Origin of the sequence: Serratia ureilytica (assembly GCF_013375155.1) — a bacterium.
GTDB lineage: Bacteria > Pseudomonadota > Gammaproteobacteria > Enterobacterales > Enterobacteriaceae > Serratia > Serratia ureilytica.
Genome location: NZ_JABXOF010000014.1, coordinates 105,573 through 119,748, shown reverse-complemented (window position 1 = coordinate 119,748; position 14,176 = coordinate 105,573). Strand labels below are relative to the sequence as shown.

The following is a 14,176-nucleotide window of genomic DNA, read 5'->3' as shown; positions in this document are numbered from 1 at the left end:
CAGTGCCGAGAAACTCATCGGCGCGGGCTGCGTATATTACGCTTTTCACCCGGAGAGTCAAGCGTTTATTTCGCTTTCTTCTCGCTGACCCGGCGGCTTGTCAGTCGTTGTTCCCGGTCAGTGGAGGCGCATTATAGGGAGTTCTCGGCGGGCCGCAACCCCTATTTTCAATATTTTTTCTGACCGTTGAATGTTTAACCAAAACACCGTTAAAGCGGCAGTTTTTTCAACGATTTAAAGCCATAGCCCTGCAAAACGGGCAATAAAGCGTCAGTATCTTCATTTAACGCCATGCAATACGCCAGATTCTCTTCCTGGCTCGAGACCAGGTTTTCCTGCGTAGAGATGAGCCAGGCGGTGCGACGGGCAATCGCCGCGCCGGAATCCACCAATCGGGTGCCTTCCGGCAACACTTGCATCAGCTCTTCAGCTAATAGAGGGAAATGGGTGCAGCCCAGCACGACGGTATCCGGCGGCTCGCGCATGCTCAGCCACGGATGCAGGATCTTCTTCAGCACCGGTAGCGGCACGGCTTCGCCATGCAGCTTGGCTTCCGCTAGCTCCACCAGTTCTGAAGAGCCCAGCAGTTCAATCTTGCAGTCGGTGGCGAAACGGGAAATCAGTTCGTGGGTGTAGCTGCGCTGTACGGTGCCGCGGGTCGCCAACAGGCCGACAATGCCGTTAACGGTAAGACGGGCCGCCGGTTTGATGGCGGGCACCACGCCCACGACAGGGAAACTGAAACGCTCGCGCAGGGCCGGCAAGGAGACCGTGCTGGCGGTGTTGCAGGCGATGACGACAATCGCCAGAGGATGACGTTGCTGCACCGCGCCGACAATCTCCAGCACGCGCTCAACGATAAACTCTTCGGACTTCTCGCCGTAGGGGAACGCCACGTTGTCGAACGCGTATATATAGTGGAGATCCGGCAGCAACTGCCGAATCTCCTGATACACCGACAGCCCGCCGACGCCGGAATCGAAAACCAGCACCGTCGGGCGAGGTGTGGCGGTGCTGTTAGAAGGTATAGCTTCCAGTGAGGTAGTATTCTCTTCCTGGAGTAGCGTAGCCATAGGCCGTCTCATAATCTTTATCAAACAGGTTGGCAATTCTACCACGAACTGTCAGATGAGATGTGACCGGATACGAAACTGCGAGATCCCACAGGCTCACGCCGCCAAGTTTAACGCTTTGTTCCGGATAGGTACTGTAATCCTTGTCATAACGTTGACCCAGATATTGATAAGTCACCGCCCAGTCAAAGTCATACAGCTGCCAGTCCAGCTCATATTTCACCTGCTGCTTGGCGCGCCGCAGCAGCACTTCATTGGTCTTGGCGTTGCGAGGATCGACATAGTCATAACCAATCTGATGCGTCAACGGGCCGGTATCAAACGAGGCCGTAGCTTCAATCCCTTTGATGGTCGCCTTACCCACGTTGTAATAGACGTAGTTGGTTTCCCCCGTGGAATCGATCAAATTGTCGATGTCGTTGCGATAACCGGAGATGCGCCAGGTCACCGGGCCGGTCAGCCCTTCAAAGCCACCTTCCCACTGCTTGCTTTCTTCCGGTTTCAGATCGGTGTTGTTACCGAAGTTGCCGTATAGCTGGCTCATATTCGGTGCTTTGAACGCCGTGCCATACGATGCGATAAAACGGTATCCCTCGACGAATTCCCAGGCCGCGCTGGTTTGCCAGGTGCCATGCCAGCCAAACTCGGAATGATCGTCACCTCGAACCGCACCTTCCAACGTTACCGGGCCAACCAGTTGCTGCGCAGTCAGATAGATGCCTGCATCACGTTGGCTTTTTTCACCCTTCACGGTGGTGGAATCCGGTTTGATTTTCTGTTGCTGCCAGTCGACGCCAGAGCTTACGGTACCCTGTCCAACCTGCAGCGTATTGCCCCACTGCAGGTTGTACTGTTCGGAATCCACCAGGCTGGCCGAGCTGTCATGCATGCCGAGGCGAGGATCGTAATCGTAATCCTTGCTATGGCTGTAGCTGCCAATCACTTGTGTTGCGTAAATGCCTTCTTTATAGCGCAATCCGGTATCCCAGGTTTGGCTATACAGTTTGCGCGTATCCAGCAGAGGGCTGGTCGGTGAGGAATAATAACTATCATACGCCGTGCGGTTGTCGTAACCATACCCGCGCACAAAACCGCTGACCGATTCGCTGAACTGGTGCTCAAGCGCACCATACAGCGACTTACTCATAAAGCCATCGCGATCCTGCTGGCTTTGCATGCCGGTGCTGCCGTAGGCCACCACGTCATACCCTTTGGTGTAGGTGTAGTCACCCGCCACCGTCGCCACGGTGCTGTCGCCCAACTGCTGTTGGGTCGACGCGTCATAGGATTGATAGCCGTTGGAGCCGACGCCGGCAGCCAGCGTGGTGCCGTTCTTTTCACGCGTGGTAATAATGTTGACTACGCCGCCGATGGCGTCGGAACCGTATACCGCCGAGCGCGGGCCGCGGATGTATTCGACTTTCTGCACCAACGAAATCGGGATTTGGCTAAGGTCAGAAGAGCCGCTGACGCCCGCCTGATTAAGGCGAATGCCGTCAATTAGCACCAGCACGTGGCTGGAGTTGGTGCCGCGAATAAACAGCGAGCTCTTTTGCCCCAACCCGCCGTTTTGGCCAACGTCCACGCCCGGCAAACGGCGCATCACGTCGGTCAGGCTCTTGGCCTGCCAGCGATCGATATCGTTGCGGGTGACGATGGTGGTCGGCGCCAGCACGGAAGAAACCGGCTGCGGGAAACGGTTGGCGGTAACCACCAGGTTATCGCCATTCGTGGCTGTGGTGTTGTCTTGCGCCCATCCAGAAAAAGCCGTGACGGAAGAGACCACCGCCAGCAGCGTATTTTTTGTAATTGTCATGAGAAAAGCATCCAAACTTAATTGGCGGATGCCGCAGGATCATGGCCGGTAGTTCGCGACGGCCACGGACATTGCGACGTAACACCGGCAGGTCTTCGGGCTTGGGATTTGCGGGCCGCAGGGCGCGACCGGCAACGGGCGATGACTTCCCATCCTGCAGTGGACAGTGTCTGCGTCGAAACGCTATCGCCGTGACTTCCCCTTACCGCTGCGCGTCAGCTCCGGATTCACACCGGATTCCCTTTTCACTCGCTGCTTGAGGCCGGACGGCAATGCTACGATCAATGCAAATAGATGTCTAGACTGCCATTAATGTTACAAATAATAAACGCGACAAAACTGGACTTCACGGGCTGATTCCCTACAATCCCCGCTGATCAAATTTGCCTGACGAGAAGAAACACATGACGCCCGAGAATTTGCCTATTGAACGTTACGATGACCAACTGGCGGAGAAAGTCGCCCGCCTGAAGACGTTGATGTCACCGTTCGCGGCGCCCGAGCCGGAAGTGTTCCGCTCGCCAGTCGACCACTACCGCATGCGCGCCGAATTCCGCATCTGGCACGACGCAGACGACATGTATCACATCATGTTCGATCAGCAGACCAAGCAGCGTATTCGCGTCGATCAGTTCCCGGCGGCCAGCGAGCTGATCAACCGCCTGATGACCGCCCTGATCGCCGCGCTGAAACCGGAGCCGATCCTGCGCCACAAGCTGTTCCAGATAGATTATCTGTCGACGCGAAGCGGCAAAATCATCGCTTCGCTGCTGTATCACCGCAAGCTGGATGACGTTTGGCAACAGCGCGCCGAGCAGTTGCGCGACGAGCTGCGCGCGCAGGGTTTCGACCTGCAGCTGATCGGCCGAGCGTCGAAGACCAAGATCATGCTCGACCAGGATTATGTTGACGAAGTGCTGCCGGTCGCCGGCCGCGACATGATTTATCGCCAGGTGGAAAACAGTTTCACTCAGCCCAACGCGGCCATGAACGTGCAGATGCTGGAGTGGGCGTTGGCGGTCACCGCCGGTTCCAAAGGCGATTTGCTGGAGCTGTACTGCGGCAACGGCAACTTCTCGCTGGCGCTGGCGCGCAATTTCGAGCGCGTGCTGGCGACCGAGATCGCCAAACCGTCGGTGGCGGCGGCGCAGTACAACATCGCCGCCAACCATATCGACAACGTGCAGATCATCCGCATGGCGGCGGAAGACTTCACTCAGGCGATGAATGGAGTACGCGAATTCAACCGGTTGAAAGGCATCGATCTGAGCGGCTACAACTGCGAGACGATTTTCGTCGATCCGCCGCGCAGCGGGCTGGACGATGAAACGGTGAAGATGGTGCAGGCTTACCCGCGCATTCTGTATATTTCATGCAATCCGGAAACGCTGTGCGCCAACCTGGAAACGCTGCAGGCCACCCACCGGGTCAGCCGTCTGGCGCTGTTCGATCAGTTCCCGTATACCCATCACATGGAGTGCGGCGTGTTGCTGGAAAAGCACCGCTGATATGACAGGGGCGCCATGATGGCGCCCCGTTTCATTACGATTCTTGAGTCGGCGCATCCGGCGCCTTGCGCGCCTTCAGTTTCATGCCGATCCACAGCACCAGCGCCACGCAGATCACCGACGGCAGGAAGTTGGAGCCGATCTGCGGATACTCGGCGCGCACGATGGCGCTGTACAACAGCAGCCCCAGCAGGAAACAGGCCGCCGCCAGCTTCGGCATGCCATCCGGCATGGCGCGGTTCAGGTAACGCTGATGCAGGCAGTACACCGCCAGCACCAACGCGATCAGCGGGAAGATCGAAAACGGCACCACCGAGCTGAACAGCGCGGCAAAGGAACCGTTGATCGAAAGGCCGGCAATCAACGCCAGCAGTAAGGTGCCATTTTCACGGCCTGGTTTTTCCATCATTTTTTACCTTTTTTATACGTGGGACACAGAAGCTTTTTCTTGTTCGCGACGATACCAGTAATACGCCCCTTTGGAGATCATCCGCAGTTGCAGCACCAGCCGTTCTTCCAGCTGCTGCCGCTGCTCGACGTCGATATCCAGCGCTTCCGCGCCGGCGCTGAACACGATGGTGACCATCGCTTCCGCCTGCGCTTCGGTAAAGCTGCGCGGCATGTGATTTTCCAACTCGAGGTAGTCCGCCAGTTCGGCGATGAAATGCTGGATCTCGCGCGCCACCGCCGCACGGAATGCCGCCGACGTGCCGGAGCGCTCGCGCAGCAGCAGGCGGAAGGCGTTCGGGTTGTTGCCGATAAACTCCATAAAGGTGGACACCGAGGTGCGGATCACGCTGCCGCCCTTGGCGATGCGTTGGCGCGCCTGGCGCATCAACTGACGCAGCATCAGGCCGCTTTCATCCACCATGGTCAGCCCCAACTCGTCCACATCGCGGAAATGGCGATAAAACGACGTGGGCGCGATGCCCGCCTCGCGTGAAACTTCCCGCAGGCTCAGACTGGCGAAGCTGCGTTCGGCGCTCAGCTGGCTGAAAGCGGCTTCGATCAGGGAACGACGAGTCCGTTCTTTTTGTTGTGCTCTGACGCCCATATGCATATCCGGATAGGTTCCATTTTCTCAGTCTAACGCCCTAGACTCGGCAATATAGCAAATTTTATTGCAACAGCATTTATACTAACGCGCTCTATCACACTTCCGCCCTGAGCCGATTGTGCTTTGACTCAAAAAGCCTAATGGTGATTGGGTGAGCAGCGCTATGATGTTAAGATACCGTTGTAATCTTGTATAAAAAAACAGGTCTCTCCTACATGCAACAGCACTATCAATTTGATGCCATTGTGATTGGCTCGGGCCCTGGTGGTGAAGGTGCCGCCATGGGGCTGGTGAAACAAGGCGCCCGCGTGGCCGTTATCGAACGGTACAATAACGTAGGCGGCGGATGTACCCATTGGGGCACCATCCCCTCCAAAGCCCTCCGCCACGCCGTCAGCCGCATTATCGAATTCAACCAGAACCCGCTTTACAACAACTCGCGCACGCTCAGCGCGACCTTCCCTGACATTTTACGCCACGCCGATAACGTCATCAGCCAGCAGACCCGAATGCGCCAAGGGTTCTATGAGCGGAACCAGTGCAAACTGTTCGCCGGCGACGCGCGCTTCATCGACGCCAACACCGTCAGCGTCAGCTACATGGACGGCACCCAGGACACCATCCGCGCCGATCACATCGTGATCGCCTGCGGCTCGCGTCCTTACCATCCGGCCAGCGTCGACTTCAACCATCCGCGCATCTACGACAGCGATTCCATTCTCGAGCTGAGCCATGAGCCGCGCCACGTGATCATTTACGGCGCCGGGGTGATCGGCTGCGAGTATGCGTCCATCTTCCGCGGCCTGAACGTCAAGGTCGATCTGATCAACACCCGCGATCGCCTGCTGGCGTTCCTCGATCAGGAGATGTCGGATTCGCTCTCTTACCACTTCTGGAACAACGGCGTGGTGATCCGCCACAACGAAGAGTTCGAGAAGATCGAAGGCACCGAAGACGGCGTGATCGTGCACCTGAAGTCCGGCAAGAAGGTGAAAGCGGACTGCCTGCTGTACGCCAACGGCCGTACCGGTAACACCGATTCGTTAGGGTTGGAGAACGTCGGCCTGGAGTCGGACAGCCGCGGGCTGCTGAAAGTGAACAGCATGTATCAAACCGCGCTGTCGCACATTTATGCGGTCGGTGACGTGATCGGCTATCCGAGCCTGGCTTCCGCCGCCTACGATCAAGGCCGCATCGCCGCGCAGGCGATCGCCTCCGGCGAAGCCAGCGGTCACTTAATCGAAGATATCCCGACCGGCATCTACACCATTCCGGAAATCAGCTCCGTCGGCAAAACCGAGCAGGAACTGACCGCGATGAAGGTGCCGTATGAAGTGGGCCGCGCCCAGTTCAAGCATCTGGCGCGCGCGCAGATAGCCGGGATGAACGTCGGCAGCCTGAAGATCCTGTTCCATCGCGACACCCTGCAGATCCTTGGGATCCACTGCTTCGGCGAGCGTGCGGCGGAGATCATCCACATCGGCCAGGCGATCATGGAACAGAAAGGTGAAGGCAATACTATCGAGTATTTCGTTAATACGACCTTCAACTATCCGACCATGGCCGAAGCCTACCGGGTGGCGGCGCTAAACGGCTTAAACCGCCTGTTTTAACGCGCTGTCGATGTAGCCCTGCATGTGTTCGCGGATCGCCTCGGCCAGTTGCTCATAACGGCTGCGCAAAGGGGAGCCGGGGCGGTACACCAGCGCGATGGTGCGCTTCGGCTCCGGCTTGTAGCAATCCAGATAGCAGACGCCGTCGCGTTCGCGCTGCGGCGGTACCGCCAGTGACGGCAGCAGGGTAATGCCGCTGCCGGCCGCGACCATATTGCGCAGCGTTTCCAGACTGGTGGCGCGGAAGTGGGTATCTTCGTCCGCGCCCGCCTGGAAGCAGAAGCCCATCGCCTGATCGCGCAGGCAGTGGCCATCCTCCAGCATCAGCAGTTTCTCACCCGCCAAATCCGGCATCGGCACGCGCTCGCGCTGCGCCCACGGGTGATCGGAGTACACCGCCAGCTTCATCGGTTCATCGAACAAAGGCACTTCGATAAACGCCTCGGTTTCCTTAACCAATGCCAGAATGGCGCAGTCCAGTTTGCCGCTGTCGAGTTGCGCCAGCAGCTGATGGGTTTGCGCTTCGTGCAGGTACATTTCCAGTTTCGGGAACGTTTTGTGCAGCGTCGGGATGATCTGCGGCAGCAGATAAGGCCCCACGGTCGGGATCAGGCCGATGTGCAACGGCCCGGACATGGCTTCGCCCTGCTGGCTGGCCATCTCCTTCAATACTTTCACTTCTCGCAGCACAGTACGCGCCTGCTCCACCAGCAACAGACCCGCCTGGGTGAACAGCACCTTGCGGCTGGTGCGTTCGAGCAGCATGACGCCCAACTCGTCTTCCAGCTTGCGGATCTGCCCGCTCAGCGTGGGTTGGCTTACATGGCATGAATCGGCCGCGCGGCGGAAGTGCCGGTGCTCGGCCAAGGCGACCAGATACTCTAAATCACGAATATTCATTGTTTCCCTCCATTCCATGATAGCTCATGGCGATAGATAAGATAGCAATGAGCGATTAGATCTATCAAGCCCCAGCGACAATAATGTGTCCCAACGAAGCGATATCGCGCTAAATGCTAAAAATTACTTTTCCTAATTAAGGGGTTAATCAATGTTTACCAGTCAAGAAGGCAAGAAAGTTCCTCAGGTTACTTTCCACACCCGTCAGGGCGACCAATGGATTGATGTGACCACTGATGACCTGTTCAAAAACAAAACCGTCATTGTTTTCTCGCTGCCGGGCGCGTTCACGCCGACCTGTTCTTCGAGCCACCTGCCGCGCTACAACGAACTGTCCAGCGTATTCAAGCAGCACGGCGTCGACAGCATTCTTTGCGTTTCCGTGAACGACACCTTCGTCATGAACGCCTGGAAAGCCGACCAACATGCGGAAAACATCACCTTCGTGCCGGACGGCAACGGTGAATTCACCAAAGGCATGAACATGCTGGTCGAGAAAGCGGATCTGGGCTTTGGACCGCGTTCATGGCGCTACTCGATGCTGGTGCGCGACGGCGTGGTCGAGAAAATGTTCGTCGAACCGAACAAGCCGGGCGACCCGTTCGAAGTGTCCGACGCCGACACCATGCTGAAATACCTGGCTCCGGAATTCAAAGTGCAGGAATCGGTCTCCCTGTTCACCAAACCGGGCTGCCCATTCTGCGCCAAAGCCAAGCAGATGCTGCAAGAGCGCGGCATTCAGTATGAAGAGATTGTGCTGGGCAAAGACGCCACCACCGTCAGCCTGCGCGCCGTCAGCGGCCGCGCCACGGTGCCGCAGGTCTTCATCGGCGGCCGTCACATTGGCGGCAGCGACGATCTGGAAACATTCCTGTCAGCTTAATAAGTAATAACAAAGCCAACGTGAACTTTGGCGGGCTACGGCCCGCCCTTTTTTTACCTTTCAGGAGCGGATATGAAACTGTTGAACGTTGATGTCGCGGTCATCGGCGGCGGCACCGCAGGGCTCGGCGCCTATCGCGCGGCCAAACTGTCTACCCCCAGCGTGGTGATGATTGAAGGCGGGCCTTACGGCACCACCTGTGCGCGCGTTGGCTGCATGCCATCCAAATTACTGATCGCCGCCGCCGAAGCGGTGCATCAAATCGAACGTGCGCCGGGCTTTGGCGTGCACCCAACCGGCAAAACGCGTATCGACGGACGCGAGGTGATGGCGCGTGTCAAACGCGAGCGCGACCGTTTCGTCGGCTTCGTGCTGGAAAGCGTGGACGAGATCCCGGCCGCCGACAAAATTCAGGGCTATGCCCGCTTTATCGACGACAACACGCTGCAGGTCGATGACCATACGCGCATCGTGGCGCAGCGCATCGTGATCGCCACCGGCTCTCGCCCCAGTTGGCCGGCGCCGTGGAATGAATTGGGCGATCGCCTGATCGTCAACGACGATCTGTTCAACTGGGATGACTTGCCGCAGTCCGTGGCGGTATTCGGCCCCGGCGTGATCGGGCTGGAGCTGGGGCAAGCGCTGCACCGCCTCGGCGTCGACACCAAGGTCTTCGGCATCGGCGGCGCCGTCGGGCCGCTGACCGACAGCGCCGTGCGCGATTACGCTGCGAAGGCGCTGGGGGAAGAATTCTACCTCGACGCCGACGTGAAAGTGGAGATGATGCAGCGCGAAGGCGACCGCGTATTTATCCGCTATCAGGATCTGCAGGGCCAGTCGCAGGAGATCCTGGTGGACTACGTGCTGGCCGCCACCGGCCGCCGCCCCAACGTCGATCGGCTGGGTCTTGAAAACACCGGCCTGCTGCTCGACGCTCGAGGCGTGCCGCTGGCCGACCGCCTGACGATGCAAACCAGCGTGCCGCATATCTTTATCGCCGGCGACGCCAGCAACCAACTGCCGCTGTTGCATGAGGCCAGCGATCAGGCACGCATCGCCGGCGCCAATGCCGGCAGCTTCCCGGAGATCAATCCGGGTCTGCGCCGCAGCGCGATTTCGGTGGTGTTCTCCGATCCGCAGATCGCCATGGTCGGCTCGACCTTCCGCGAGCTGAGCGAGAAGTTCAGCGCCTGCGGATGTTTTGAAGTGGGCAAGGTCTCGTTTGAGAATCAGGGCCGCTCGCGGGTGATGCTGCGCAACAAGGGCGTTCTGCACGTTTACGGCGAGCAAGGCACCGGCCGTTTCCTCGGCGCAGAAATGATCGGCCCGGACGCCGAACACATTGCGCACCTGTTAGCCTGGGCGCACCAACAGCAGATGACCGTCGATCAGATGCTGGACATGCCGTTCTATCATCCGGTGATCGAAGAAGGCTTGCGCACTGCGCTGCGCGACCTGCAGGCGAAGCTCAAACTCGGCACGGCCGAAATCGAACGCTGTCAGCGCTGTCCGGGCGAATAGCGCCTTCTTATCCGTTCACACCTACCGGGCCTTCAGGCCCGGTTTTTTTGCGCAGCGCTTTCCAGATTTTCCTCCCTCCTCTTGCCTCACGGCCCTCCTGCGCTCATTTTTTATGCTTCGATATTGAAGTGATATCAATAACGATACTAAAACAAAGGCAACTGAACGAGATCAGGGATGACATCGCTGATTTGCAACAGCGGCAGAACAGCATCGCCGGCTGGCGATCGGCGCGATGGAAGAAGGCGCGAGCCTGAACCGTTATCTCTGCGCACGCCTGGCGGGGTAAACGTTCAAGGGCGGCGCCAGGCCGCCCTCGTCGTCAAGCCAAACGCTGTTTCGCTGCGGCGATTGCCGCGGCCACCTGCTGCGGCGCGACGCCGCCTTTGGCCGCACGTTTGTCCAGGCAGGATTGCAACGCCAGGATCGGATAGACGTCGTCGCCGATCGTCGCGCTGAACTGCTGCAAATCCGCCAGCGGCAGCGCTTCCAGCGGTTTGCCCTGGCGAATGGCTTCTACCACCGCCTCACCGACGATATGGTGCGCTTCGCGGAACGGCACGCCTTTGGCGACCAGGTAGTCCGCCAGCTCGGTGGCATTCGCATAACCCTGCTCCGCCGCTTCCCGGCAGCGCGGGCGCTTAACCTGAATGCCGTCCAGCACCAGCGCCGCCATCTGCAGGCAGTCCATCCAGGTGTCGAGCGCGTCGAACAGCCCTTCTTTGTCTTCCTGCATGTCTTTGTTGTACGCCAACGGCAGGCCTTTCAGCGTCATCATCATGCCGGTCAGCGCGCCCTGTACGCGGCCGCACTTGCCGCGGATCAGCTCCAGCGCGTCCGGGTTTTTCTTCTGCGGCATCAGCGAAGAGCCGGAGGTCACGCGGTCAGACAGCTCGACAAACGCCGCCTCACCGCTGTTGAAGAAGATCAGATCTTCGGCGAAGCGCGACAGGTGCACCATGCTGATGGCGGCGTTGGACAGCAGCTCCAGCACGTGATCGCGATCGGATACGCTGTCCAGGCTGTTGCGGGTCGCCGAGGCAAAACCCAGCCAGCCGGCCAGCTGCTCGCGATCGATAGGATACGCGGTGCCGGCCAGCGCGCCGCTGCCCAGCGGGCTGACGTCCAGCCGTTTCAGGGTATCCTGCAGGCGGCTTTCATCGCGCGCCAGCATCTCGACATAGGCCAGGCACCAGTGCGCGAAAGTCACCGGCTGCGCGCGTTGCAGGTGGGTATACCCCGGCATCACCGCATCCTGGTTGGCTTCGGCGGTCTCCACCAGCGCCTGCTGCAGCTGGACGATCGCCTGATGCAGATCGCCGATCTGCTGTTTGCACCACAGCTTCAGATCGGTCGCGACCTGATCGTTGCGGCTGCGGCCGGTGTGCAGCTTCTTGCCCAAATCGCCGACCTTCTCGATCAGCTTCTGCTCCACCCAGCTGTGGATGTCTTCGGCATCGCTTTGGACGATCGCCAAAGGATCGGCCTGGACTTCCGTCAGCAAGGCATTCAGCGCCTGCTCCAGCTGCTGTTGCTCCGTTGCCGTCAACACGTTAACGGTCACCAGCGCCTTCGACCAGGCCACCGAGCCCACGATATCTTGCTCCGCCAGGCGATAATCGAACCGCAGCGAATCGTTGAGTTGCTTGAACCGCTGATCCGCCGCCTGAGTGAACCGTCCGCCCCAAAGTGCCATACCTTTACTCCTGAATTTTTATGCGAAAGGGCGCAGCATGCTGCGCCCTTGCAGAGTCACGCCAATCGGTTATTTATTCTTTTTCTCGTTCAACGCGCGGATGCGTGAAGACAGAGAGAACAGGCGGATAAAGCCGCCCGCGTGGCTGTGATCGTAAACTTCGTCTTCGCCGAAGGTGGCGAACTCTTCGGAGTACAGGCTGTTGGCGGATTTTTTCTGGGTCGCCGTCACCTGGCCTTTGTACAGCTGCAGTACCACTTCACCGTTCACCTCTTCAGCCAATGCTTCGGCAGAGGCCTGCAGCGAGCGGCGCAGCGGCGCGAACCAACGGCCGTCGTACACCACATAGGACATCTCCAGGCCCAGCTGCTCGCGCCATTTGAAGCTGTCGCGATCCAGCACCAGCTGCTCGATGGCGCGCAGCGCCGCCACCATGATGGTGCCCCCCGGGGTCTCATAGCAGCCGCGGGATTTGATGCCCACCAGACGGTTTTCCACGATGTCGATACGGCCGACACCGTGCTTGGCGCCCAGCGCGTTCAGGGTTTCCAGGCACTGGTACGGCGACAGCGCTTTACCGTTAACCGCCACGACGCGGCCTTTCTCGACGGTAACGGTCACCTGCTCAGGCTGGTCCGGCGCTTCCTGCGGATCGACGGTCCATACCCAGCAATCCTTGTTTGGCGCGTTCCACGGGCTTTCCAGCACGCCGCCTTCGGTGGAGATGTGCCAGGCGTTCTCATCGCGGCTGTAGATTTTCTCCAGCGATGCGGTGGTCGGGATATTGCGCTCTTTCAGGTAATCCAGCAGCGCTTCACGGGAACGCAGGTTCCACTCGCGCCACGGCGCTACCACTTTCAGCTGCGGCGCCAGCGCGGTGTAGGTGGTTTCGAAACGCACCTGATCGTTGCCTTTGCCGGTCGCGCCGTGGCACAGCGCGTCTGCGCCCACTTTCAACGCCAGCTCGACCTGCGCCTTGGCGATGATCGGCCGCGCCATCGAGGTGCCCAGCAGGTAGCTGCCCTCGTACAGGGCGCCGGTCTGCAGCACTGGATAAACGTAATCGCGGATAAATTCTTCACGCAGATCGACCACGTGACATTCAGAGGCACCGGACTGCAGGGCTTTTTGCTCCACGCCTTCCAGATCGCTGCGCTCCTGGCCGATGTCCGCCACGAACGCCACCACTTCACAGCCGCCGTAGTTCTCTTTCAGCCATGGAATGATGGCCGAGGTATCCAGGCCGCCGGAGTACGCCAGAACGATTTTTTTGATGCCTTGGTTTTGCATGGTCTATTCCTTTCTAATTCTAAAATTAAGCGAGGATCCGGGTGCCAATCGACACGCCGTTAAACAAAGCAGGAAGCTGATCGGCATGGCGCCAGCTGGCGATATCCACCGGGCGGCCGAGGGTGCGGGCAGCGTCGAGCGCCGCATTCACCTTCACCACCATACCATCGGTGATGATGCCTTGCGCGATCAGTTGTTCCGCTTTTTGCGCCGTCATTTCCGCAATGCGTTGGCCCTTGCCGTCGAGGATGCCGCTGACGTCCGACAGCAGGATAAGGTCCGCCCCCAGCGTCGCCGCCAGCGCCGTCGCCGCCTGATCGGCGTTCACATTCATTAACTGCCCTTCGGCGGTGATGCCGATGGAGCTGACAACCGGCAGGTAGCCGGCGCCCAGCAGGGTATTGAGCAGCGCGGGCGAACCGGGCTGCGCGTTGCCGACGTGGCCCAATGCCGGATCGAGCGGGGTCACGACCGCGCTGCCGCCGTCCGCCAGGCTCAGGCCGACGGCGTTGATTTGGTGTTTAATCGCCCACGCCAGCAGCGTTTTGTTGGCGGTGCCGGCCAGCGCCCCGGTGATGATGTCGATCTGATCGGCCGGCGTGACCCGCAGGCCGTTCTTTTTCACCACCGGCAAAGCGAGCTGCTTCATCAGCTCGTCCACCACGCAGCCGCCGCCGTGCACGATCACCAGCGGGCGCTGGTGCTGCTGCCGATAGCTGTCCAACGCGGTAAACAGACGCTCCAGCGCTTCTTCACTGTCTAATAACACGCCACCTAACTTGATAATTAACGGGTTCATTGCTGTTTACTCACGCTGGT

At 59.2% G+C, this 14,176-nt stretch carries 12 protein-coding genes and 1 riboswitch; of the genes, 4 read left to right on the top strand and 8 right to left on the bottom strand.

Annotated elements, in window-relative coordinates:
• Window positions 1-209: 209 nt before the first annotated feature.
• A complete protein-coding gene (gene murI, locus HWW83_RS23090) occupies window positions 210-1,073 on the bottom strand; it encodes a glutamate racemase (RefSeq protein ID WP_025921004.1) in 864 nt (287 codons plus the stop codon).
• Complete coding sequence (gene btuB / locus HWW83_RS23085) at window positions 1,018-2,889, bottom strand: TonB-dependent vitamin B12 receptor BtuB (protein ID WP_089197547.1); 1,872 nt, start codon at window positions 2,887-2,889, stop codon at window positions 1,018-1,020. The genes murI and btuB overlap by 56 nt, the downstream gene beginning before the upstream one ends.
• A gap of 69 nt (window positions 2,890-2,958) precedes the next feature.
• A riboswitch (cobalamin riboswitch) is annotated at window positions 2,959-3,171 on the bottom strand.
• Between the two features lie 122 nt (window positions 3,172-3,293).
• Here btuB and trmA point away from each other — a divergent pair.
• Window positions 3,294-4,397, top strand: coding sequence for a tRNA (uridine(54)-C5)-methyltransferase TrmA (trmA, locus tag HWW83_RS23080; protein ID WP_033645222.1), 1,104 nt, complete (start codon window positions 3,294-3,296; stop codon window positions 4,395-4,397).
• A gap of 34 nt (window positions 4,398-4,431) precedes the next feature.
• Here the strand turns inward: trmA and HWW83_RS23075 are convergent, their stop codons facing one another.
• Both HWW83_RS23075 and fabR read right to left on the bottom strand, forming a co-directional pair.
• Window positions 4,432-4,803: a YijD family membrane protein gene (locus HWW83_RS23075; RefSeq protein ID WP_025304650.1), complete on the bottom strand. Its 372-nt coding sequence runs from the start codon at window positions 4,801-4,803 to the stop codon at window positions 4,432-4,434.
• Window positions 4,804-4,818: 15 nt separating this feature from the next.
• On the bottom strand, window positions 4,819-5,451 hold the full coding sequence (fabR, locus tag HWW83_RS23070) for an HTH-type transcriptional repressor FabR (RefSeq protein WP_004931044.1): 633 nt from the start codon (window positions 5,449-5,451) through the stop codon (window positions 4,819-4,821).
• Window positions 5,452-5,669: 218 nt separating this feature from the next.
• On the opposite strand from fabR, the gene sthA reads away from it, so the two are divergent.
• Window positions 5,670-7,067 carry a Si-specific NAD(P)(+) transhydrogenase gene (gene sthA / locus HWW83_RS23065; RefSeq protein WP_004931047.1) on the top strand — a complete coding sequence of 466 codons (1,398 nt, stop codon included), beginning with the start codon at window positions 5,670-5,672 and terminating at the stop codon, window positions 7,065-7,067.
• On the opposite strand, the gene oxyR is transcribed toward sthA, so the two are convergent.
• Complete coding sequence (gene oxyR, locus HWW83_RS23060) at window positions 7,050-7,967, bottom strand: DNA-binding transcriptional regulator OxyR (RefSeq protein WP_033652202.1); 918 nt, start codon at window positions 7,965-7,967, stop codon at window positions 7,050-7,052. The two genes, sthA and oxyR, sit on opposite strands and share 18 nt — an antisense overlap.
• A gap of 151 nt (window positions 7,968-8,118) precedes the next feature.
• On the opposite strand from oxyR, the gene HWW83_RS23055 reads away from it, so the two are divergent.
• Together HWW83_RS23055 and HWW83_RS23050 are read left to right on the top strand one after the other, a co-directional pair.
• Window positions 8,119-8,850: a glutathione peroxidase gene (locus HWW83_RS23055; protein WP_004931051.1), complete on the top strand. Its 732-nt coding sequence runs from the start codon at window positions 8,119-8,121 to the stop codon at window positions 8,848-8,850.
• Between the two features lie 72 nt (window positions 8,851-8,922).
• Complete coding sequence (locus HWW83_RS23050) at window positions 8,923-10,371, top strand: dihydrolipoyl dehydrogenase (RefSeq protein WP_176589571.1); 1,449 nt, start codon at window positions 8,923-8,925, stop codon at window positions 10,369-10,371.
• A 322-nt stretch (window positions 10,372-10,693) separates the two neighbouring features.
• Here the strand turns inward: HWW83_RS23050 and argH are convergent, their stop codons facing one another.
• The 3 genes from argH to argB all read right to left on the bottom strand — a co-directional run bounded on the left by argH (window position 10,694) and on the right by argB (window position 14,156).
• Window positions 10,694-12,067 carry an argininosuccinate lyase gene (gene argH / locus HWW83_RS23045; RefSeq protein ID WP_004931059.1) on the bottom strand — a complete coding sequence of 458 codons (1,374 nt, stop codon included), beginning with the start codon at window positions 12,065-12,067 and terminating at the stop codon, window positions 10,694-10,696.
• 69 nt (window positions 12,068-12,136) lie between these two features.
• The gene (locus HWW83_RS23040; RefSeq protein ID WP_004931061.1) at window positions 12,137-13,357 is read right to left on the bottom strand and encodes an argininosuccinate synthase; all 1,221 of its coding nucleotides are present in this window, start codon (window positions 13,355-13,357) and stop codon (window positions 12,137-12,139) included.
• Between the two features lie 25 nt (window positions 13,358-13,382).
• Window positions 13,383-14,156, bottom strand: a complete 774-nt coding sequence (gene argB / locus HWW83_RS23035) for an acetylglutamate kinase (protein ID WP_033645219.1) — start codon at window positions 14,154-14,156, stop codon at window positions 13,383-13,385.
• Window positions 14,157-14,176: the final 20 nt, after the last annotated feature.

What these genes read in the sequence shown, in the direction of transcription:
- argH (WP_004931059.1), bottom strand. Translation starts at nt 12,067, where the DNA reads ATGGCACTTTGGGGCGGACGGTTCACTCAGGCGGCGGATCAGCGGTTC.
- sthA (WP_004931047.1), top strand. Translation starts at nt 5,670, where the DNA reads ATGCAACAGCACTATCAATTTGATGCCATTGTGATTGGCTCGGGCCCT.
- trmA (WP_033645222.1), top strand. Translation starts at nt 3,294, where the DNA reads ATGACGCCCGAGAATTTGCCTATTGAACGTTACGATGACCAACTGGCG.
- HWW83_RS23040 (WP_004931061.1), bottom strand. Translation starts at nt 13,357, where the DNA reads ATGCAAAACCAAGGCATCAAAAAAATCGTTCTGGCGTACTCCGGCGGC.
- HWW83_RS23055 (WP_004931051.1), top strand. Translation starts at nt 8,119, where the DNA reads ATGTTTACCAGTCAAGAAGGCAAGAAAGTTCCTCAGGTTACTTTCCAC.
- btuB (WP_089197547.1), bottom strand. Translation starts at nt 2,889, where the DNA reads ATGACAATTACAAAAAATACGCTGCTGGCGGTGGTCTCTTCCGTCACG.
- HWW83_RS23050 (WP_176589571.1), top strand. Translation starts at nt 8,923, where the DNA reads ATGAAACTGTTGAACGTTGATGTCGCGGTCATCGGCGGCGGCACCGCA.
- murI (WP_025921004.1), bottom strand. Translation starts at nt 1,073, where the DNA reads ATGGCTACGCTACTCCAGGAAGAGAATACTACCTCACTGGAAGCTATA.
- oxyR (WP_033652202.1), bottom strand. Translation starts at nt 7,967, where the DNA reads ATGAATATTCGTGATTTAGAGTATCTGGTCGCCTTGGCCGAGCACCGG.
- HWW83_RS23075 (WP_025304650.1), bottom strand. Translation starts at nt 4,803, where the DNA reads ATGGAAAAACCAGGCCGTGAAAATGGCACCTTACTGCTGGCGTTGATT.
- argB (WP_033645219.1), bottom strand. Translation starts at nt 14,156, where the DNA reads ATGAACCCGTTAATTATCAAGTTAGGTGGCGTGTTATTAGACAGTGAA.
- fabR (WP_004931044.1), bottom strand. Translation starts at nt 5,451, where the DNA reads ATGGGCGTCAGAGCACAACAAAAAGAACGGACTCGTCGTTCCCTGATC.